The 21,087-nt window shown below is 37.8% G+C and carries 28 protein-coding genes; all 28 read right to left on the bottom strand.

The window, feature by feature from the left end:
- Positions 1–56: 56 nt before the first annotated feature.
- Positions 57–485 carry a hypothetical protein gene (locus JOD82_RS10005; RefSeq protein WP_209948714.1) on the bottom strand — a complete coding sequence of 143 codons (429 nt, stop codon included), beginning with the start codon at positions 483–485 and terminating at the stop codon, positions 57–59.
- A gap of 103 nt (positions 486–588) precedes the next feature.
- On the bottom strand, positions 589–1,131 hold the full coding sequence (locus JOD82_RS10000; RefSeq protein WP_209948712.1) for a hypothetical protein: 543 nt from the start codon (positions 1,129–1,131) through the stop codon (positions 589–591).
- Between the two features lie 137 nt (positions 1,132–1,268).
- On the bottom strand, positions 1,269–1,802 hold the full coding sequence (locus JOD82_RS09995) for a hypothetical protein (protein WP_209948710.1): 534 nt from the start codon (positions 1,800–1,802) through the stop codon (positions 1,269–1,271).
- Positions 1,803–2,033: 231 nt separating this feature from the next.
- Positions 2,034–4,442, bottom strand: coding sequence for a DUF4046 domain-containing protein (locus JOD82_RS09990; RefSeq protein WP_209948708.1), 2,409 nt, complete (start codon positions 4,440–4,442; stop codon positions 2,034–2,036).
- Between the two features lie 177 nt (positions 4,443–4,619).
- Positions 4,620–6,434: a DUF4046 domain-containing protein gene (locus tag JOD82_RS09985; RefSeq protein ID WP_209948706.1), complete on the bottom strand. Its 1,815-nt coding sequence runs from the start codon at positions 6,432–6,434 to the stop codon at positions 4,620–4,622.
- A gap of 481 nt (positions 6,435–6,915) precedes the next feature.
- On the bottom strand, positions 6,916–8,481 hold the full coding sequence (locus tag JOD82_RS09980; protein WP_209948704.1) for a DUF4046 domain-containing protein: 1,566 nt from the start codon (positions 8,479–8,481) through the stop codon (positions 6,916–6,918).
- 125 nt (positions 8,482–8,606) lie between these two features.
- Positions 8,607–8,933, bottom strand: coding sequence for a hypothetical protein (locus JOD82_RS09975; protein WP_209948702.1), 327 nt, complete (start codon positions 8,931–8,933; stop codon positions 8,607–8,609).
- A gap of 84 nt (positions 8,934–9,017) precedes the next feature.
- Positions 9,018–11,570, bottom strand: a complete 2,553-nt coding sequence (locus tag JOD82_RS09970) for an adenine nucleotide alpha hydrolase family protein (RefSeq protein WP_209948700.1) — start codon at positions 11,568–11,570, stop codon at positions 9,018–9,020.
- Positions 11,571–12,382: 812 nt separating this feature from the next.
- A complete protein-coding gene (locus JOD82_RS09965; RefSeq protein WP_209948698.1) occupies positions 12,383–12,769 on the bottom strand; it encodes a hypothetical protein in 387 nt (128 codons plus the stop codon).
- A 48-nt stretch (positions 12,770–12,817) separates the two neighbouring features.
- Positions 12,818–13,168 (bottom strand): hypothetical protein, encoded by a 351-nt coding sequence (locus JOD82_RS09960; RefSeq protein WP_312887678.1) that lies wholly within the window; start codon positions 13,166–13,168, stop codon positions 12,818–12,820.
- Positions 13,161–13,424: a hypothetical protein gene (locus JOD82_RS09955; protein ID WP_209949220.1), complete on the bottom strand. Its 264-nt coding sequence runs from the start codon at positions 13,422–13,424 to the stop codon at positions 13,161–13,163. Before JOD82_RS09955 ends, JOD82_RS09960 begins: the two co-directional genes overlap by 8 nt.
- Before the next feature lie 32 nt (positions 13,425–13,456).
- Positions 13,457–13,822 carry a hypothetical protein gene (locus tag JOD82_RS09950; RefSeq protein ID WP_209948696.1) on the bottom strand — a complete coding sequence of 122 codons (366 nt, stop codon included), beginning with the start codon at positions 13,820–13,822 and terminating at the stop codon, positions 13,457–13,459.
- Positions 13,815–14,222: a hypothetical protein gene (locus JOD82_RS09945; protein WP_209948694.1), complete on the bottom strand. Its 408-nt coding sequence runs from the start codon at positions 14,220–14,222 to the stop codon at positions 13,815–13,817. Before JOD82_RS09945 ends, JOD82_RS09950 begins: the two co-directional genes overlap by 8 nt.
- Entirely contained in the window at positions 14,200–14,604 is a 405-nt protein-coding gene (locus JOD82_RS09940) for a hypothetical protein (RefSeq protein WP_209948693.1), read from the bottom strand. The genes JOD82_RS09945 and JOD82_RS09940 overlap by 23 nt, the downstream gene beginning before the upstream one ends.
- A gap of 6 nt (positions 14,605–14,610) precedes the next feature.
- The gene (locus tag JOD82_RS09935; RefSeq protein ID WP_209948691.1) at positions 14,611–15,126 is read right to left on the bottom strand and encodes a phiTE_072 family protein; all 516 of its coding nucleotides are present in this window, start codon (positions 15,124–15,126) and stop codon (positions 14,611–14,613) included.
- A gap of 468 nt (positions 15,127–15,594) precedes the next feature.
- On the bottom strand, positions 15,595–15,729 hold the full coding sequence (locus JOD82_RS29495; RefSeq protein ID WP_280921442.1) for a hypothetical protein: 135 nt from the start codon (positions 15,727–15,729) through the stop codon (positions 15,595–15,597).
- Positions 15,730–16,091: 362 nt separating this feature from the next.
- Positions 16,092–16,538, bottom strand: coding sequence for a hypothetical protein (locus JOD82_RS09930; RefSeq protein ID WP_209948689.1), 447 nt, complete (start codon positions 16,536–16,538; stop codon positions 16,092–16,094).
- Positions 16,539–16,603: 65 nt separating this feature from the next.
- Positions 16,604–17,044: a hypothetical protein gene (locus JOD82_RS09925; protein WP_209948687.1), complete on the bottom strand. Its 441-nt coding sequence runs from the start codon at positions 17,042–17,044 to the stop codon at positions 16,604–16,606.
- A gap of 445 nt (positions 17,045–17,489) precedes the next feature.
- On the bottom strand, positions 17,490–17,672 hold the full coding sequence (locus JOD82_RS09920) for a hypothetical protein (RefSeq protein ID WP_209948685.1): 183 nt from the start codon (positions 17,670–17,672) through the stop codon (positions 17,490–17,492).
- Between the two features lie 24 nt (positions 17,673–17,696).
- The gene (locus tag JOD82_RS09915) at positions 17,697–17,864 is read right to left on the bottom strand and encodes a hypothetical protein (RefSeq protein ID WP_209948683.1); all 168 of its coding nucleotides are present in this window, start codon (positions 17,862–17,864) and stop codon (positions 17,697–17,699) included.
- A 30-nt stretch (positions 17,865–17,894) separates the two neighbouring features.
- On the bottom strand, positions 17,895–18,086 hold the full coding sequence (locus JOD82_RS09910; RefSeq protein ID WP_209948682.1) for a hypothetical protein: 192 nt from the start codon (positions 18,084–18,086) through the stop codon (positions 17,895–17,897).
- A 27-nt stretch (positions 18,087–18,113) separates the two neighbouring features.
- Entirely contained in the window at positions 18,114–18,521 is a 408-nt protein-coding gene (locus JOD82_RS09905; protein ID WP_209948680.1) for a hypothetical protein, read from the bottom strand.
- Between the two features lie 38 nt (positions 18,522–18,559).
- A complete protein-coding gene (locus JOD82_RS09900) occupies positions 18,560–19,051 on the bottom strand; it encodes a hypothetical protein (protein ID WP_209948678.1) in 492 nt (163 codons plus the stop codon).
- 80 nt (positions 19,052–19,131) lie between these two features.
- Complete coding sequence (locus JOD82_RS09895; RefSeq protein ID WP_209948676.1) at positions 19,132–19,275, bottom strand: hypothetical protein; 144 nt, start codon at positions 19,273–19,275, stop codon at positions 19,132–19,134.
- 73 nt (positions 19,276–19,348) lie between these two features.
- Complete coding sequence (locus JOD82_RS09890) at positions 19,349–19,666, bottom strand: hypothetical protein (RefSeq protein WP_209948674.1); 318 nt, start codon at positions 19,664–19,666, stop codon at positions 19,349–19,351.
- Entirely contained in the window at positions 19,666–20,310 is a 645-nt protein-coding gene (locus JOD82_RS09885) for a DUF5052 family protein (protein WP_209948672.1), read from the bottom strand. The genes JOD82_RS09890 and JOD82_RS09885 overlap by 1 nt, the downstream gene beginning before the upstream one ends.
- 70 nt (positions 20,311–20,380) lie before the next feature.
- Entirely contained in the window at positions 20,381–20,788 is a 408-nt protein-coding gene (locus JOD82_RS09880; protein ID WP_312887677.1) for a helix-turn-helix domain-containing protein, read from the bottom strand.
- Between the two features lie 12 nt (positions 20,789–20,800).
- Complete coding sequence (locus JOD82_RS09875; protein WP_209948668.1) at positions 20,801–21,067, bottom strand: hypothetical protein; 267 nt, start codon at positions 21,065–21,067, stop codon at positions 20,801–20,803.
- Positions 21,068–21,087 lie beyond the last annotated feature (20 nt).

The raw sequence follows: 21,087 nt of genomic DNA, 5'->3' as shown, positions 1-21,087 counted from the left end.
CTGAATCTTTTCCATTAATGTAACTCTGCATCGTAAAATGGTCAAATCTCAATGAATCATTTATTTATCACTTGCTTAGAGGTGGAATCTTCACCCCAAGGAGTCCTATCAACCTCACTAACATAAACTTTTTTACGTCCACTAATGCGATCATTAAAATTCATTGCTTCTTTTAAGAAGTTGTCTACATCAATCTTAATGACTTCAAAGAGCTGATCTTCGCATTTAGTTATGTTTTCCTTGTCTGACCCGATTAGAAACATTTCCGCGCCGAAGCCATCTTTAACGTAATGGGGCTTTATTTTGTTGAGAATGTTCTTGTATATTTTGAAATATGTGTTGTCAATGCAAAATCCTTCTTCGCTGAACTGTCTGGTGACAATATGTTTTGTAATATTGACTTTAAGAGACTCTTCCTTTCCCAAGGAAACAATTACCCTGGTCAACGTATCTCCAACTTTAACTTCTTTCAATGTACTATCCATTTATCTAAGTTCCTCCAATTCTGAATAGAAATCATGATTTATCTTCGCTCAAAGTATATCTTCAATCCCGAGACTAAGTAACTCGATCGATATAAATCTCCTCTTATATAAATTCCATAGTCATTTTTCGAATTGGTTGTACGTTGTCAGGTGAAATCATTGAACTAAATGAACCGGATTGATAAAAGTCAATCTGAGTACCATTTGGGTCATATTTGCCGTCCTTGAGTTTCCGACAGAAAACATGATGACCGTTTGGATATGGATCATGACCACCACATCCACCATCAAAAGTCGTGTTTATTACCAAATATTCACCGCAAAACATTGTGGTGTCCAGGGTTTCCTCCTCGTATGAGTTCATGACAGATGAAACCAAATCTTGAACAGCCATTGGATCAGCCACTGCACCACAAACCGAAGAGACAGATCTTGCAATGCTCTCCTTTAATTCATTGGCAGTTGCTTCAACATCCATCTTATTCTTTAAGAAGATCCCGACTACAATTTTAGTTTTGCTTGTCAAATTAGACATCCGACAATTTGTGAAAATGAATTTAGATGGCACTTCCGCATTAACCTTCATTCCCTTTTTAATCTCAAACACATCGCCTACTTGAAGAAAGCCCATTTCCTTTTGATTCATTTAATATTCCTCCTAAAATATGAAGTCGATCTTCATCTATTCTTTATCTTAACCTCATATTATAGGGAGCAAAAATCAATCTATAACAGTCCCGAATGAACGGTTTATGAAAGATGAATTCATCGTACACAAACAATCTATGACCTCTTAATGACCTTGGTTTTATCACCTACATATTGGTGTCCAATCAAATCAAGAGCTTTTAATGGTAGATTATGTTCTTGTGATATTAAATTTGCGAATTTGTCGAATAGATCAGAGTTTGCATTATACCAAATTCCTTGTACAATCTTAGGGGTAAGAATCGCTTCAGCAATATCGTCGTTAGGATTCGTAACAGGTTTGGCTAAACTGAATGCATGCCTGTCTGTATACCTTCTATTTGATGAATCCTTTCCAGTAGCAATGTCGCGGCTGGATACAAAATAAACACAGCCCGTTATATAGAATCCTATATCTCCTATATACAGCCCATTTCCTGTACAGCAGATCTGCATTTCTCCTACAGGGTTGTTTACATAGTCCAAAATCAATTGAGCATTTCTTTCAAGATTATTGGAATATGCAAATAGTCCATGCACATACGTTTTGTTTTGAAATAGATCCGATGGCTTAGGCAATTGATCCAAGTGGATATAATAATTGTCATTTATTATAAATTCTGTATCCATAATTTTCTCCTTATAATTTAAATATATTTATAATGAGATTATAACTCCATTTTCACTGACAGGTTTCTTTTTTACCTCTTCTTTTAACTTGGTATCCCGATTTCAAAATGCATGTTATGTATTTAGATCTTTCTCTAAAAAACAATTCATGATCAACGTTTGAGCCCGTTCATTTTTTTACAAAAAGGAATCCTGTATTTCACAAGATTCCTAACTTGATCGTTTATCCAATTAGCCTTTTCTCTTATCAATTTCTGGAAATGCCTCTTTTAAAAGTTCATCAAGTCCTTTAGTCTGACGTTCATATACACAGTGAAAGAGTTTATATTTCATTAAAAACGAAGTTGTCACTTCTAAGAGTATTTCTTGAGGTTCTATATTTAATTTTTGCAACACGACATATCGAAGACACAACTTTAATCGGTGCTGGACCTCTTTTTCACTGTTTCCCCAAAAACCATTAGGCAATTGAGCCAATTTCCCTTCGATGGCTGCATCATAAATGTTTATGATTGCTTCATCTTTATATTCAATTTCAGGAAATACTTCGAGTAAGAGCTCTTGAAGTCCTTTGGACTGACGTTTATATGCATAATAAAGTTTATATTTAATCAAAAAGGGTCTTGTCACTTTTAAAAATATTTCTTGAGGTTTCATTTTTAATTTTTGTAGCACGACATAACGAAGACTTAACTTTAATCTGTGCATGACATCTTCTTCATTGTTTCCCCAAAAACCATGAGGCAATTGTGCTAATTTCCCATCTATAACTGCATCATACATGTTTATAATCTCTTCATCTGTGGATCCGATCTCAGGAAGCTTAACATTTATAATACTTTTATGTCCAATCTCAGGAAATACATCGATGAGAAGCTCTTGAAGTCCTTTGGACTGAAGCTGATACACAACGTAATCAAGTTTGTATTTTCTTAAAAACGGTCTTTTCACTCTCAAGAGTATATCTTCAGGTTCCATGTTTAATTTTTGCAACACGACATGACGGAGACATAGCTTCAACCTGTGCTGTACCTCTTCTTCCTCTTTACCCCAAAAACCATGAGGAAATCGATCTAATCGGCCTTCTATTACTGCATCATACCTATTTATAATATCTTCATCTGTATATTCAATTTCGGGAAATATATCGCTTAAAAGTGCTTGAAGTCTTTTGGACAGACGTTGATATACAACGTAATCAAGTTTATATTTCACTAAAAACGGTTTTTGCACTCTCAAGAGTATTTCATGAGGTTTTATTTTCAACTTTTCCAACACTAAATAACGAAGGCACAACTGTAGTCTGTGCAGGACTTCTTCTTCATGTTTTCCCCAAAAACCTCTTGGCAATTGAGCTGATTCTCCCTCGATGGCTGCATCAAACACCTCTATAATATCTTTATCCTCAAATTCAATCTCGGGAAATATATTCATTAAAAGCTCTCGAAGTCCTTTAAACTGACGTTGATATACAACGTAATCAAGTTTATATTTAACTAAAAACGGTTTTTGCACTCTCAAGAGTATTTCATGAGGTTTTATTTTCAACTTTTCCAACACTAAATAACGAAGACACAACTGTAGTCTGTGCTGAACCTCTTCCTCATTTTTTCCCCAAAAACCATTAGGCAATTGAGCCAATTTCCCCTCGATGGCTGCATCATATATGTTTATAATAACTTCATCTGTGTATCCGTTCTCAGGAAGCTTAACACTTATAATATTTTTATGTCCAATCTCAGGAAATACATCGATGAGAAGCTCTTGAAGTCCTTTGGACTGACGTTTATATACAGCTTGATGAAGTTTATATTTTATTAAAAACGGTTGTTGAACTCTCAAGAGTATATTTTCAGGCTTTATTTTCAATTTCTCCAACACTAAATAACGAAGACACAACTTTAGTCTGTGCTGAACTTCTTCCTCATGATTTCCCCAAAAACCTCTTGGGAATCGAGTTAATTTCCCCTCGATAGCTGCATTATACAAGTTTATAATAGCTTTATTCTCGAATTCAATCTCAGGAAATACATCGATGAGAAGCTCTTGAAGTCCTTTAGACTGAAGTTGATATACAACGTAATCAAGTTTGTATTTACTTAAAAACAAGCTTGTCACTTCTAAGAGGATATCTTGAGGATGTATTTTTAATTTTTGTAGCACGACATAACGAAGACTTAACTTTAATCTGTGCATGACTTCTTCTTCATGGTTTCCCCAAAAACCTTTTGGAAAGTGAGCTAATTTCCCCTCGATGGCTGCATCATATATGTTTATAATCTCTTCATCTGTGGATCCGATCTCAGGAAGCTTAACATTTATAATATTTTTATGTCCAATCTCAGGAAATACATCGATGAGAAGCTCTTGAAGTCCTTTGGACTGAAGCTGATACACAACGTAATCAAGTTTGTATTTTCTTAAAAACGGTCTTTTTATTCTCAAGAGTATATCTTCAGGTTCCATGTTTAATTTTTGTAGCACGACATATCGGAAACATAATTTTAAGCGATGCTGGAAAACTTCCCCTTTTCCCCAAAAATTCCGAGGCAGTATAGCTACCTTTCCCTCAATGACTGCATCGTAAATATCTATGATATCTTGATCCTCTTTGAATGAAGCTATACCCTTTGTTTCCATTTGATTTTTCACCCCTGACACAGCTCATGGATCGAAACACTTTCTATTATTGTCGTTTCATTTTAACACAATGTATAGATATTCGTTTTTGAAGGCGTTTTTAGATTCCTGTTGATCCCTCTGACAGCCCTGGCTGATCATGAAAGAATCAGTTCCCTATCTTCGATCGTTAACCAATTATCCTTCTCTATTATCAATTTCCGGAAATATATCGGTTAAAAGCTCTTCAAGTCCTTTAGTCTGACGCTTATACATAATATAAGAAAGTTTATATTTCATTAAAAACGAAGTTGTCACTTTTGAGAGTATTTCTTGCGGTTTTATTTTTAATTTTTGCAAAACTAAATAGCGAAAGCATAATTTAAACCTATACTGGACAACTTCCTCATCGCCCCAAAAATCTCTTGGGAGTCTCGCGTTCCCTTCTATTGCTGCATCATATATGTCTATGACATCTTTATCTGTATATCCAATTTCAGGGAAAACATCCATGAGAAGTTCTTTTAGTCCTTTGGACTGACATTGATGTGCATAAAAAAGTTTATATTTTATTAAAAATTTTTTTTGCACTCTCAAGTGTATTTCATGAGGTTTTATATTTAATTTTTGTAACACGACATAACGAAGACACAACTTTAACCGATGCTGAACTTCTCCTTCATGGTTACCCCAAAAACCTGGAGGCATTTGTGCTAACTTCCCTTGGAGTGCTGCCTCATACATGTCTATAATCTCTTCGTCTGTATATTCAATCTCAGGAAGTATATTATTTATATGATGTTCATCTGTATGTTCAATTTCAGGAAATATATTAATTAAAAGATCTCGAAGTCCTTTTGACTGATGTTGATATACACCCTTAAAAAGCTTATATTTCATTAAAAATGAACTTGTTACTTCTGAAGGTATTTCTTGAGGTGCTATTTTCAATTTTTGCAACACGACATAGCGTAAACATAACTTTAACCGATGCTGTGCCTCTTCTTCATGGGTTCCCCAAAAACCATGTGGCAATTGTGCCAATTTCCCCTCGATCGCTGCATCATAAACCTTTATAATCTCTTCATCTTTATCTATATATCCAATCTCAGGAAACACATCGATGAGAAGCTCTTTCAGTCCTTTAGACTGACGTTGATATATTACGTAATCAAATTTATATTTCTCTAAAAACGGACTTTGCACTTTTATAAGTATTTCATGAGGCAGCATTTTTAATTTTTGGAGAACGACATAGCGAAGACATAACTTTAAACGATCCTGTACCTCTTCCTCATGGGTTCCCCAAAAACCATGAGGTAGTTTAGCTATTTTCCCTTCGATGGCTGCATCATACACGTTTATAATCTCTTCATCTGTAGATTGCTTCTCAGAAAGTATAGTGTTTATATTACGTTCAACTGAATATCCAATCTCGGGAAAGATATCCATTAAAAGATCTGTAAGTCCTTTTGTCTGACGTTGATATATAACATTGAAAAGTTTATTTTTTATTAAATAAGAAGTGGTCACTTTTAAAAGTATTTCTTGAGGTGCTAATTTTGATTTTTGGAGAACGACATAGCGTAAACACAACTTCAATCGATGCTGGAAAACTTCCTCTTTACCCCAGAAACTTCTTGGAAGTCTTGCAATTTTTCCTTCGAGTGCTGCATCATACATGTTTATGATTGCTTTATCCCCATATTCAATTTCAGGAAAAGTATCGATTAAAAACTCTTGAAGTCCTTTAGATTGACACTTATATACGACACTAAAAAGTTTATAATTAATTAAAAACGTCTGTGTCACTTCTGAGAGTATTTCTTCAGGTTCCATGTTTAATTTTTGCAACACCACATGGCGTAAACATAACTTTAATCTATGTTCGGCAACTTCATTGTTCCCCCAAAAATTCCGAGGCAGTCTCGCTATTTTCCCCTCGATAAGTCTATCGTAAATGTTTATAATATCTTGATCTTCTTTGAATGATGAAATAGTCCCTGTTTCCATTTGCTTTTTCACCCCTGATGCAGCTTATAGATCTAAACCCCTTTGCTTATGATAAATTTCATTTTAACATAATTTAAGGGTTGTGTTGTGACGTCACACGGGAAGAAATCCTGAATGACCGAAGTTGCGCCCAGGTGATTTAGAGCGCAGCATCAAGCCAACGAAGATAAATCAAATTATCCATTTTGGCTTGTCGGGAGAACCAAGGACGAAAGGGTTCAGGTATTTGAACATATACGTAGGGACATCACTCGGTAATAGGGTAATAGGGTAAACTGCTTGTTGTAACCCATTTTAGCAATAATTCCTTTCGTATGAGAACTTAGGCTAATCATCAGCTCGATTGGATATTTCTATGTAAGTTTAATCACACAAAAAAAGGGGGTTTACCCCCCAAGATCCATGTAGATCGCAATCAACGCTTGAGATGTTTATTAAATTCATAAAATACCTATCTTTGATCGTGAATCAACGACCCTTTTTAATTATCAATTTCAGGAAATGTATCGCCTAAAAGCTCTTTCAGTTCTTTTGACTGACGTAAATATGCACCGTGATAAAGTTTATATTGGATTAAAAACGGTCTTGTCACTTCCGAGAGTATTTCTTGCGGTTTCATATTTAATTTTTGCTGCACGATATGACGGAGACATAACTTCAACCTGTGCTGGACCTCTTCTTCATCGTTTCCCCAAAAGCCATGAGGCAATTGCGCTAATTTCCCCTCAATGGCTGCATCATAAACGTTTATAATATCCTCATCTGTATATTCCTTCTCAGGAAGTATAATGTTCACAACATATTCTTTTTGATCTCTAATCTCGGGAAATATATCGAATAACAGATCTGTAAGTCTTTTAGACTGACGTCTATATACAACATGATCAAGCTTATATTGTATTAAAAACGGTGGTGTCACTTCTGAGAGGATTTCATGAGGTGCTATTTTTAATTTTTGCAACACGACATAACGAAAGCATAACTTAAACCGATGCTGGAAAACGTCCTCTTTGCCCCAAAAATTTCTTGGCAGTTTAGCTATTTTACCCTCGATAGCTGCATCATACATATTTATAATATCTTCATCTGTAGATTCACTCCCAGGAAGTATTTTTTTTACAACATGTTCTTTTTTATTTCCAAGCTCAGGAAATACATCAAATAAAAGATCTGCAATTCTTTTAGACTGAAGTTGAAATGCATAATAAAGCTTATATTTTACTAAAAACGGTCTTTTCACTTTTAATAGAATTTCATGAGGCTGCATATTTAATTTTTGCAACACGACATAACGAAGGCACAACTTTAACCGATGCTGCAAAACTTCTTTATCTCTCCAAAAACCATAAGGCCATTCACCTATTTTCCCTTCCAGTGCTGCATCATATATGTTTATAATATCTTCATCAGTGGATACGATTTCAGGAAGCTTAACATTTATAATATCTTTATGTCCAATCTCAGGAAATACGTCAAATAAAAGATCTGTAAGTCTTTTAGACTGACGTTTATATGCATAATGAAGTTTATATTTCATTAAAAATGGACTTGTCACTTCGGAGAGGATTTCTTGAGGTTTAATCTTTAATTTTTGCAGCACGACATAGCGAAGACATAACTTTAGCCGATGTCGGATATTTTCTTCATTGTCTCCCCAAAAACCCTGAGGCAAATGAGTTATTTTCCCTTCGATCGTTCCATCATAATTGTTTATAATATATTCATCTTGATCTGTATATCTAATTTCGGGAAATATATCGTTTAAAAGCTCTTTGAATCCTTTAGACTGCTGTTTATAAACAGCATTATATAGTTTATGTTTTATTAAAAACGAAGTTGTCACCTCTGAAAGTATTTCTTGCGGATTTATTTTTAATTTTTGCAGCACGACATAGCGAAGACATAACTTTAACCGATGCTGGATATCATCTTCATGGTTTCCCCAAAAACCCGGAGGGAATCTCCCGATTTTTCCTTCAATGACTGCATCATAGATATCTATGGTGTCTTGATCCTCTTTGGATGTTGCTATATCCTTTGTTTCCATTTACTTTTTCACCCCTAATGAAACTCATAAATAGAAGCACCTTCTATTATTATTGATTTTATTTTAACACAATTTAATGTTGGGGTATTGTAACTATAAATAGCATTAAATCCACAACTCTCTATTTAAAATGAATCCAGAAATTCCTCAAGAGTACGGAGACTACCTTTTTCTCGATACTTCTCTTTTAATTCATTGAAAACGTCTTGATATTCCGATGGAGTTTTTGTCAGTTCGGAGTAACTAACAGCTTTCCATACATGAAGTTCACCGTCATCACTTGAAGGGCAAATTTCTAATACTCCATGCTCTACGAATTCAGACTCCTTATAAAAAGCGATACGAAACAGCTCATTACCTTTACAAACGATGGTATATACTGCATCATTACTCGAATTGTACATCCGTTGAATAGACTTCCCCTTGAAAAACAAGCCAATCAATTGGTCCATTATTCTCATCCTTTCGGGTACGTTTAATCACTCACAAAAAATGAAGTTTGGAGCAAGTAACCCCACTCCAAAACCCCTGGATATTTAAGCACTGATATCAAACTCCATTTGAACATAACTCACTTCTTCTGTAGATTCAAGCTCATCATGTTTCACAATCAATAAGTCAAGTGATTTCTGAACCTGCTCAAGAGGCATTCCTCTTTTTCTAAGCGATCTGGTAAAAGACCATGCTTTTTCATCAATCTTCATAAGTCGAGCGACCTCTTTAGGAATATCAGAATCGTCATAGTCATTTTGCAATAAGAACAACGTGAATTCCTTAGAATCCATTTCTTTAACCAAATCAGTCAGATGAAAATGACTCCAAAATGCTTTGCCTTTTATTCCATCACGATGTCGAAGTTTATTAGCTTTCTGTAAAGCCTCATCAGGAACGCGTGCATACGCCTTCACGTTCTTCGTCAATACATGTGGCAGATAAGCCTGATGGAGCAAGAACAGCTTGGCTTCATGCGGCTTCATCCCAGCTATGATCATCTGGCTTACGGAATCCCATGTTTCACCTTTCAAGTAAGTCCCGACAAGTTGCTTATTGTTACCATAGTATCTCATAACCCTGGCAGTCATGAGCTCAATATCCGTTACACCCGCATATTTTTTCAGCTCCACGGGTATGATGTCAGGATCTTCACCATTTTTAAGCATTTCTCGCTTTGCGACTACAGGTGGAAGTCCTCCATACTGTTTCATATATGAATGATCCCCATTGACTTCTTTTGAAGTCTGAGGTTTTCCAGCTTGATCGACATACCAATTAACATAGCTACTCGCTTCTTCATACGTTTTGATATTTGGATCACAAACAATAAAAACGACGGTGTTCCAATAGACAACATGATCTCTCGTACTAAACTTGCTCCAATCAAAACGCTTTTCAACATTAGAAGCAGGTAGCCAATAATACGGGAGGTAAACACCCGTTCGTACTGACGATTGTTCACATTGGGCAACGATTGTCTCCTCATCATATCCCCAATCTTGTAGGATATAAAAAGCTTCATGATGTTCTTTCTGGGTAGGATCGAGGTTAATGGTTTTGGGTGTGGGCATCGTCAGCATTGCCAGTTCCTCCGCTTTTGTCATTTTTCTGCGCTTGCGAGGTGACGGCGTGAGCTTCTTATTCTCAATCGGCGGGATGATCATCCCCAAACCAGTTTCGTGATCCACAACCTTCCCGTAAAGCGTTAGATTTGGTATTGTTGTTTCTTCGATATTTACCGTATAGTCAGGATTCAAAACAAGGCTCCCCGGATAGACAGGGAATTCAGGTTTTAAATCCTCTTCATTTTCCAACCATCCACATTCATCTGCCCATATCTTCTTGATGTACACCAGCTCTTCTTCAGATACAAGCTTAACGCCCGATACTTCTTGCGTGTATAAAAACGCTTTAAGGAGAAAAATGCGAGCTTGTAACGTGTAACCCGCCAACGAAAGATTCGGATAAACAGGTTTTGAATCAAAACATAAGCCTTCACTCATACGATTAAAATTTTCTTGCTCAGATTCAAATTGTTGATGAAATGCTTCCCTGCTTGCTTTTTTCTTTTTGGCTATTTTCCATTCATCATTTTTTTCATCATAATCCTGGATGAAGGGATTCACCCAGTCCAATTTGTTTTTCCGCCAGGTATTAACCGGTCTACGGAAACGAGCATCAAATAGTGACTCACAAATGAGCTTGCGAAGACGATTTATATGAATCGCCCAGTCCTCACCCTTGTCGATAAAAGATTGAAGCATTTTATCGTCTTGTGAGGTTGTCATCATACAAATCATGCATCCATTACGCGATGTCCCACCACAAGGTTTACTGGATTGCTTGTCCACTTGAATGGGACACTCGCCAGCTCCCTCATACATTTTACGTATAGTCGTTGCCTTAGTCCCCCACGGAAGGATGCGAGCATAGGTAATCGTTCTCCACACCTCTTCATCGCTTAAATCTACGATGGGATGACTCATGTATTTATCAAAAAAACCTGCGGGATTTTCTTTTGCACCCACCTTGGGGAAAATGAATTCCCCCAGAATGGAATGCTTTTTGATGCTACCTGCTCTTTTTTGGGATTCATCGTTTCGTACCCCAAGCATAAGTATGATTGCACCATGCTCTTCAATAAGCCGAGATTGAAGCTCTTCCATGGGTTTAAGCTTGAGCAGATCCGTACACCAGCGATTGATTGAGGATTTAGGCGTTGGAAGCGGGTTGCCATGAGCGATCATTTTCATGACCGCTGTCATTTTGGGCTTAACTAAAAAAGCTTCGATCGGCAATTGCGTCGCCTTTGCAACTTCATTCATGTTCCGAAAACTGAATTCCATTAATTCTTTCATATGTGGATGCTCTAAGAGTGTATCCGTAGTCGCAAAATAAACTTTTCGTTTCCGATCTTCCACAGCGACCCGCTCAACGGCTTTCCAAACACAGTAGCTTAATGTGGATGAATCTTTTCCATTGCTGTTTGCAACAAACCAAGGAAAGAGATGCCTTGGATCTAAGTAAGCCTCAATTAATCGCTCAATGATCGGCTCTATATAATCCAATTCTTTCTTATCAGATTGGACTTGCATTTTGATTCCCCCTTTACAAACTGTTCGTGAAAATTTTTCCGATGATGGATCCAACAAACATGCCAAACCATAGGGGATACCCAAATGTGCTATAGGAAGTGTTCAATTTCTTCCACGCAATTAAGCTTAGAGTAATTAGTGAAATAGCCACTAAGAGCACTACCCATCCGTCCATAGGAAAAGTCATTCTTTCATAGGTTCGGTTGAGATGCATGAAGATGAGCAACATAAAGCCCACGCTCGCTAAAATGCACTGGATCATTCTCTTTTTGACTATAGTAGTTTTCATATAAAACTTCTCCTTTGTTATGAATGATTGTTCATACATGTGATGAATATGTTTCATATATATCGGTCCCTTCCCTTTTTAATCCCTCCTTAAAAAGTAAACATTTGTTTTCTGCTATTCTAAAAACCTTATATTTTATGTACTTAGTTCTGCTTTTACAAAAATCTCGCGAATCTCAATTCAAATGGTGTGCAACATAAAAATAGGGATCCTGCATCTAAACGCAGAACCCCTATTTTGAGAATTGGTGTTGAGTCTATTTTGGTAATGACTCTTTATGATTCTATCCAAGCGATAACAGCATCAGCCACTTCATCTGGAATGGGCAACCCAATCTGTGCCTGTACCATATGATCCTTCTTTGTGTTCAAAATTTCTGCTAAATTTCCAAAATCGATGCGTAGCCGACCACGTTTCTGATACAGCTGTTCTCGTTGTTCAGAGTTGAGCGATTTAGAGATGGGTCATCCCTCCTGCTTTTTTATCTTTGGAAGATCTAAATCAAAAGTTCCTTTATATTTGCTTACTCTCGAATGGATAATGTCATATAAGCAGCCTCTGCGCTCTGTCGGGGGCTGGCGTTGAGTAAAAATGCTATATTAATTTCATCCCACACAGAATCTTTATCTCGTTTAAATTCGTAACATGCCTCATACAAGTTATTTACATAGGCTACTCGATCCGACTCTACAGCCTTTGTCTGGACCTCCAGAGAGGCGGCAGGATCGGTGCAATACTTTGGCCCGTACAGACTCCATACACCACTTTCATATGCACATGACTTTCCTATTAACTGTCCAGTTGGGTCAACCAGCCTGTAGTAAACCTTTGTTGTGTTCGTATTTTTCATGCTATACCCCATCAACTCACCAATCGCTCGGTTAAGCTCTTGGTCTGTCATATCCAACATATCTACCATCCTTCCAATGCTTTATAATGAGTGTTTCGTATTGATGGGTTAATCACCTAATGCGTGATTGATAATTCTCTCTGCCTGATCCACAGAGTTTTGCAAATCACCCCAACTTAGAGCCTCTTTCGCTTCCTCTAATGCGATTTGAAACTTATGTGCAGAATCACACGCATCTTCGTACATTCTTTTCCATTCATCTCGGTTGTTAGCGGTAATTTTAAGTAAGTTTTTTTTGGATTCAAACTTATCACACCATTTCTTTGTCTCCGCTTCAGACTCTTCCAGTTCCTTATGGATCAGAGCTATTGTCTTATCCCTCTCTGCAATCTGTTCCCTGAGTGAATTTACCAGGTCAAGAATATCTACGTTTTGCAACTCACATGTTCGTTTACTCACCTTTATCATCCTCTTTGATAAAATGTATTAAAAAAGCCTGAGATAGCATCGTATATTTATCCGTGTCAAAAGTATGGTTGCCCTCTATGAAGATATAGAGGGCAACCACGAGATATCCGTCTTCATCCACGTAGAAACGTTCTATTCGGCGTTTAAGCCGGAAAATCATGGTCACTTTCGTCTGGTTTAATCCATTAATCAACGTCTCCAACCAACTTTCAGCCGCGCCAATGCATCTCAAAACGGCTGAGTTCATTATTAAGCTGCTGATCCATCATTTTATAGTGATCATTCTCTACTCAGTGCTTGACGTGCCGTAAGTCGACATATCACGCCAGCCATATCATTTTTGGTATCTGCTATTTCTTCCAGCGCTCCACGTAGCTTGTTCCGTTCATCTCGGGCTTTCATCGCTTTCTGTTTCCACTTTGCTCCATACCCCAAGCTTTCGGGCGCCGTTTTTGCTCTGAAGCACTCCAATTCTTCCGTAAGAGCAGCTATTTTCCGATCCTTCTCTTCCATGACTCGAATAATGAATGGCATAACTTCGTTTGCGTCAATTTTATGCCCATCCTTTGTTTGAACATAAATAATACCATGTGCGTCATTTCCAATACTCTCACCACTAACCAATTCGTAATTACATTCACTCAACCGGAGCGCCTCCTTTGGATATGATCTCTACATCAGGACGGAATCCATAAGCAGCTCGATCATCAAATTCAACATGCCCTGAACCATCTATTTTGGTGATTACATGTGGCATTGAAAAATCAAATCCAGCATTGTGACCGCCGCTACCCAAGCGAGTAATCAAAACAGTGTCCCCAACATTGGCTCCGATACGTTCGATTTCCCGTTGTCGCTGTTGAGCTGCGTAATGTTCAGCGTCTATCTGGTCAGTAAGCAAATGATAAACCTTACCTTCTGGCGTTTTAACTTGATATAGATCAGGTCTTCCGCCGATGTGGTAATAATCCAAGTAAACGATGCCACCTTCAAGCTCTTGTCCAAAACATGGATGCTTCGGATCAATAATTTTCACTTTCATCATGTATTGCTCCTTTATATCGAGGATATGGAGAGCAGAGAAGTTGATCCCCTGCCAATTTGTACTCTTTGATCCACTTGCCATCCTTGTATATCCCTACGCACATGTATTTTCTTCGATTAAGTATCCTACGGGCTGTTTTTAAGGCACTCAACATACCCCCGTTATACTGGATCGTTTTTACAAGCTCACCGCCGTAATAAAGCTTAAACTCATATCCCTTTACCACGGTTATTTGTCTTTTAAAGATACATTCACCATTAACAGCCGTTACTAACTCCCATCCATCTTGTCCCAACTGGTTAAGATGTTTAACGTCTAATTGCGAATGGTATCCGTCCGTCAGATCGCAAAAGCTAACTTTTTTATACTCAAACTTTTTCATCCTCATTCACTCACTTTCTTCTGCCAGATCTGCGGCAACTGCTTCGCAAAAACGCGGCATCAGCTTCTCAACGAAAGCCTGAGCGTCAGATGGGTAACCTAATTTGTATAACTCTCCCACATCATTTAGGTTGGTTTCGTCATGCCAGCGCGTGAAATCAGCATCATTATCAAGCCAATCATACTGCTCAAGTAGATCCCATTCTTTTTTTGCAGCTTCTCGTGTTAAAGATTGATCTCCCCGAAGATGGAGAATGTATTCCTTCACGTTCTTTAATGTTTCATCTGGATCATATTCCCTCAAATGATAGAAAAGCGTATTCAGTAGACGGGTACTGCTCATTCCTTTGGCGAAGAATTGACGGAAATCTTTTTCGGCATGATAGTCCCATTTATAAGCCGCGTTAGCATAGTCCGTCACAGCAGAAAACATGCCTGTAGAGTCGAGCAGGAATATCCCCCAACCTTCTCCATCTATTGCTGGGATATAGTAACGCCAGAACTTGATATCCTCATTGTTCATGTGTTGTTTCTCCTTTGGTATAGGTAGTAGGAATAAGAGACTGTTATATCTCGTTGTGTGGGGTTGTATACGATACAAATCGCTGTGGCTCACTATACTTAGTCCCGCAGACAGGACAGAAATTCATGGGCGCACTCGCATATCTACGATGCTTTGACAGTCTCAGTTCGTTTTCTCCCTTTACATATCTTCTGATACCAACATCAATACGTAATTTCACATTTACTTTTGCTGCCCGACCATAATGCTCGTTCGCAAATTCGTGGATATTGCCTATACTTTGTAAGCAATCGCACATTGTTCTTTATTCCCCTTTATAGGTAATATGGGGAAGAGACTGTTATATCTCTTCCTGCTAAAGGCATAGAGCCTACATTCTTTTGGTAGTATCAACTTCAAAAAACTTTCTTCCACTACGTTGATGTAAGAATATGATTCGCAAAACCTCTTCGCCGTCCGCTGATTTAATTACTTCAAAGTCCAACTTATATGCAGTGCATATACCTTCAATGTTTCCTTTAGCTTGTGAATACGAGGATGAAATTCAATGTGTGTAACCGCATATCTAAAAGCAGCAGCTTCCAGAATCTCTTTTTTCGTCACAGGCAGCTACTCCTTATGGGTTAGAAACTGTTTAAGCCTAATCTAAATCAGCTTTATGCGACTTTTAATCAACTCAACAATCTCTTGCTTCACTCCATCTGGCATCGGAACATCCTCTCTGGCATTAGACCGAAACGATTCGTATTTAGTTGTTGTACGAAATTTATGACGTTTGCTTGGTCGTTTTGATCGTGTATAATAGCTCAGTCTCACTTCCAAGGCATCTGTAATAGTGTTTGATTCACAACTGAACGACCATATTTCACGTGTTAAACCGTCATTTGACATTCTGGTTACTTCCATGGGTAGCTCTCCCTTATTGTATGGGTAGTAGGGCTTAGAGGCTGTTATGCCTTATCCTGTTATAAGTTCAGTACAGCCAATAGCGCAGCCTTACATCGTTCCTCCGGGGTCGCGTGGATTAGTTTGAAATCTTCTCTGAAAGCTGGCTGTTTGTCTACCCATCCGGTTACCAGCCTCAATCTCCATAAATATCTTGTTTGCACACCAGGATGTTTCAACAGTAGATTCTCTTCTACTTCCCATGCTGCGGACATTGACCCCGAATAATTGCGAAACAGTTCTTTGCGCACAATTTTAATCCCGTGATCCTCATGCATCGCTGCCAACTCATCAAGCCATTCTTCCGCTTCTGACTTGTAGTTGCAATCTTTGAAAATAACTGTCTCTTCCTCATTAACAACCCACCACTTTATTTCTGGCGCATCATTTACAACTAATTTCCCTACGTGCGCATCCATTTTACAGCTCGGCTCCATATCCATTATTTGTCTCATTGTCAGTTCCATGTATATATCTCCTTTTAATTTGATTGGGTAGGGCAAGAGGCTGTCACGCCTCTCCCTTATGGTCTTTACAAATGAAACCCTTCTTCATCGAACCCATTTGCTACAGTGTATTTGAATACAAATGGAGAGATATCTATAATCGAACCCGATTCATCAGCATTCTCATCTATTTCACTGCTCGTCACACCGATTGATAACAATTTCCCGATGTTTTCAGCATCATAGATGATATTTATATACTCGATTGTATCTCCCTCGGAAGACCAGATTTCAACGGGGATGCTATTCAAGATGCTAATCGTATCTACCGATTCTCCTGGTAAATTTATGAATGCCCAATGGGTTATTTGCTCACCGAACAATGGACTTTTATCTGATGGATACCATTGGTATTCTGTAGCATTAAACAACTGATAAATAGCAATATCAGGTTCGTTACCATCCGAAACAAGGTATTTTCCTTCTTTTGGCGGCTGCTTCTCTGCAAGTTCAATCCATTTGATCATGTATACTCTCTCCCTTGATTAGGTAGTAGGGGGTGTATCCCTCGCTAACTTATTCCCTTCCAACTATTTTTGCTGTTGCAAGCATAAGGCTGTTATGCCTCAACCCGAATTTATAAGTTCAGTACAGCCAATAGCGCAGCCGGATATATTAAAATTTTAAAAAAACTACTCCTACGTATCTCCCCCCAGTGTCGCACGTCCACTTTTTTAAAAACTCAGCCACATCATCCACTTTTGAAATCTCTTTTGTGGTGGCCGACACCCAGTTGACGGGTTCCCTTTTCAACATTCTGTTTTTGCAATCTGCACAATCACAGTATTTGTATAATCCATATCTTTTTTCGCCTGTTTTGTCATAACAAACCCTATAAATTAAATGCTTGGGTGTCTTCATATATGTTATCTCTCCTTTATAGGTAGCAGGAGGGCTATTCCCTCCTTTATCTCAGTCTTCCAAGTCAAACCAATTCCCGTAATAGCCCTCGTCTTCTGGGTCCTTTGAAAAATAATGCAACCTGCCATGTTCGTTCAGAATCACGTATTCTTTCCCACTCTCATGTAGTTCGTATTTCTTTCCTTTTAAGAAAAAAGGCTGCATGATTAGATCCTTTTTACATTTACGTATCATGGGGTGTTCCCTCCTATTTATTTCTTATTGGGCTAATTTTTCTATTGCAGCATTAATGTTATCTCTCCAACGAACCAACGCTTCTTTTCTTGGTCCCATTGGTGCGATATATGCTGTTCTGATTGGACATCGTCCACAATTTGTCTTGTAATTGTTTTGGCATATTTGTAATGCCTTATCAATCAAACCCATTTTTTATGTCCTCTCCTTGGGATTACTATTTCAATTTGACCAAGAGCTTGATGCTACGATTTTCACACTGCCAGAAACATTGCGCAGCGTGTATTTCCGTTCTTCCTTGCCATTTTCTTGATTCCAAGGATCTATGTGAAAAGAAATGCCAGCTTGCTGCTTGTTAAGGTAATCAGCTACTATATTCCAAGCTCTCTGTACGTCTTTCGGTACATTGCCCATTTGTGTGTCCTTTCTGCCCTTGAGGGGCTATACTAATTTTGCTTTACTCCAAAAACCATCTTTATTAGCGTTTTCGAGTTGATTTTTCTTCATCATTCGCTGATATTTATGAACACCGTATTTTTTAAGCACATTATTTTTGTTGTTCAAAATATCATCTATCAACTTTTCAAAATCTTCGACACAGTAATAGCTTCTCTGGTACTCTCCATGTTCCACATAGCTTTTATCTATGTTTGTGAGGAGGTTGAACTTATACGAGAGATGCTTTTTACCGTCATGGTCGCCAATACGAATACTGTTTGCCACTCCATAATCAAGTTTGAGATAAACGCTATTCGTAGCATCATATCTTTGAACCACAAATCCCTTTTCTTTTGCGATCTTGGATAATTTTTTAGCCAATTTTTTTATACTTGGTTTATGAGTCTTCACAGTATATCTTTCCTCTCCGCTTTGAGGGATGATTAACACTATAAAAATCTTGACCAAAATATAAGGTCATCTCTTAGTGAATCCACGGTTGGTGTCACAGCATAACTATTATCATCATCTGCATCACCCCACCCGTTATAAGAATCATCAAACCGATATAAAGCCATTTGATCCATCAAGAAATCTTCCATTGGGTTAAATCTCGCTTGAGATACAACAGGATGATGTACAACAGGAGATTTTCTTCTCTCTTCTTCGATCATTTCCCAAACCTTCTTTTGTGCTGTCTCTATATGCTTATTGAGAAACAAAAAAGCGCCCTGCGCCGTTTCTTCTCCAGTGAATTTAATGCCTAAAATTTCTTCTATAGCTTCAATAGCAGCCCTTTGTTTCTTCGACATAGGTTTACGAGCTTTTTCTATATGCTCGTTCAGAAACAAGAAAGCCGCTTGAGCGGTTTTTGGACCTTCAAATTTAATCCCTGTATTTTTCTCAATGTTTTCAATAGCATTTCTTTGGGATTCTGACATAGGCTTATTGTCGTGTCTCCTTTATTCAAAACATAATTACCTATATATTTGTTTAGGATCTCCTTGCGTCTCTAAAGCTCTCAGTCTGTCTCCTCAAATTCCTCACAGGCAACGGTGTTAGATCCGATTTTCTCAGGTTCAACATCGATCGTACCTGTTTTCAGGCACTTTCCATCGACATAACAACTGCATTCTCCGCAAATGATCACTTCATTTGTTTTCATACATATCGTCTCCTTTGGTGTGGATGAGGTAAAAGTCTCACTCAATGCATAAGAGCAAACCTCCAACTCATTCTTAATCTGCTTCACTCACAAAAGGAGTATCATCTTCTGGATTGTATACGTCATCAGGATGATGTGAACCAGATTCGATCTCTTTTAAGAGTGCCTGAATTGTTACGATTTCTGATAACATGATTACCTTACTGACACGGTAATCTTCGGAAGCTCTTCCTCGTTTCGATTTTCCGTCTTTGATTCGTTGTTCGCAGATATTCGTATAGGTACTGTCGATTTCCTCAATTCTTCTACGAAGATATAAACGTCTTTTATAGAGTGCTTTCTTAAAAAGCAGTAGTGTCTCATCAGAGGATCTACTCAAAGTTTCACTCATCATTCCACGCCTCTATGAAGCAACGATAAATCAAAAACGGTATAATCACAGCGATAGATGAACAAGGCTTTCCCATCAATGAGAAACATCGTGCTTTTATCTACATCTGTTGGGAAGTAAGAAACATCATTCCCCACAAAAGTAGCAAGAGGTTTCCCTGTTTGCGATCGAATCAAAATGAGAAATTGCTTCCCTGTTGTTAAGTTCTTCACTGAATTAACCATTCGATTTATAAACGGGGTTGATCGATCTTGATTCTTGAATTCCATGGTCTTGGAATACTCATCAAATACATCAACAATCCCTTTCTCTCGCATAATGAGTGAACTACCCACATGCATCATGCTTTTCCCGCCTACAGTAAAGCTAATAACACCAGATTTTTCAGTTGTATTTCCTTCACTATCTGTGGTAGAAAACATATCTTCAGAACCGATATCAATCGATTTTCCCTCCACGCGGTCAATAATATTACTCTCTTCATCATAGGTTTGGATTACTGCTTCTCGACCTTTCCAGGCGCTTTTGAGATTACTAAACGAATGGCTGAAGATATTACATCCTGCAATCAAAGCGATCAGTGCTACAAGAACCATAAATATACAAATCTTTTTAACTCGACTTACCTTTTTTAAAATTTTCATTAGAACATACTCCCTTTTTAGATATCGTTTTTGCAATCAAGGTAATTTTAAAGTTGGCTGTGACTTGTATTTATTCCATCCCTATAAGGTCAAGCCAATCTCTCAAATTAAAACCATCATTATAGGCGACAGGTTCACCCAAAATAGCGGCAATTACTGCCCACAAGCCACTCCTATAATCACTGTTATCCGCAAGCCACAAAACGTGCAAAGCTTCTCTGAGTGCATTCTTTTCCTTCTCAGTTAGTTCTGTAAGAATCGTGATTGAAGAAAACTCTTTTAATTGGTTTGGACTTAGCTTATATAAGCTCAAGAGCTTATCCTTCCATTCCTTAGGAAGATTTCGCTTCCCTCTCTCTACAGCGGACAAATAACTTGGAGTTACTTCCAATTTGAGAGCCATGTCTTTTAATAGTTCGTTATTTTCAATTCGTAATTTGCGACAGAATTTTCCGAAATCTGTTAGCAACAATCTCACTTCCTAAAGGGATTATTTGACCCAAAATAAGACACCCCATTCGTCAAAACAACGAGTTTCCTTAGGAAAATCAAAAGAACCTAATACAAAAGCTCTATTTACTTCCATTCGCACTTGAAATGCATCCTTACAAACCATGACATAATCCTCCTGATCGCGAATATTCGCAGGCGTTGGAACCATGTCAATGGGAATGTTTCGGTCATCCAGGATATCCTCAATCAATTCTGCCTTATCACTCTCAAACCAAGTAATAAAAAATGGTTGTTCGGTTTCCATGAATACTCCTCCTCTACTAA

This window comes from Paenibacillus sp. 1182 (assembly GCF_017833915.1).
Lineage (GTDB): Bacteria > Bacillota > Bacilli > Paenibacillales > Paenibacillaceae > Paenibacillus > Paenibacillus polymyxa_D.
The sequence above is the reverse complement of the archived record's forward strand: the minus strand, read 5'-3'. Positions and strand labels throughout refer to the sequence as shown.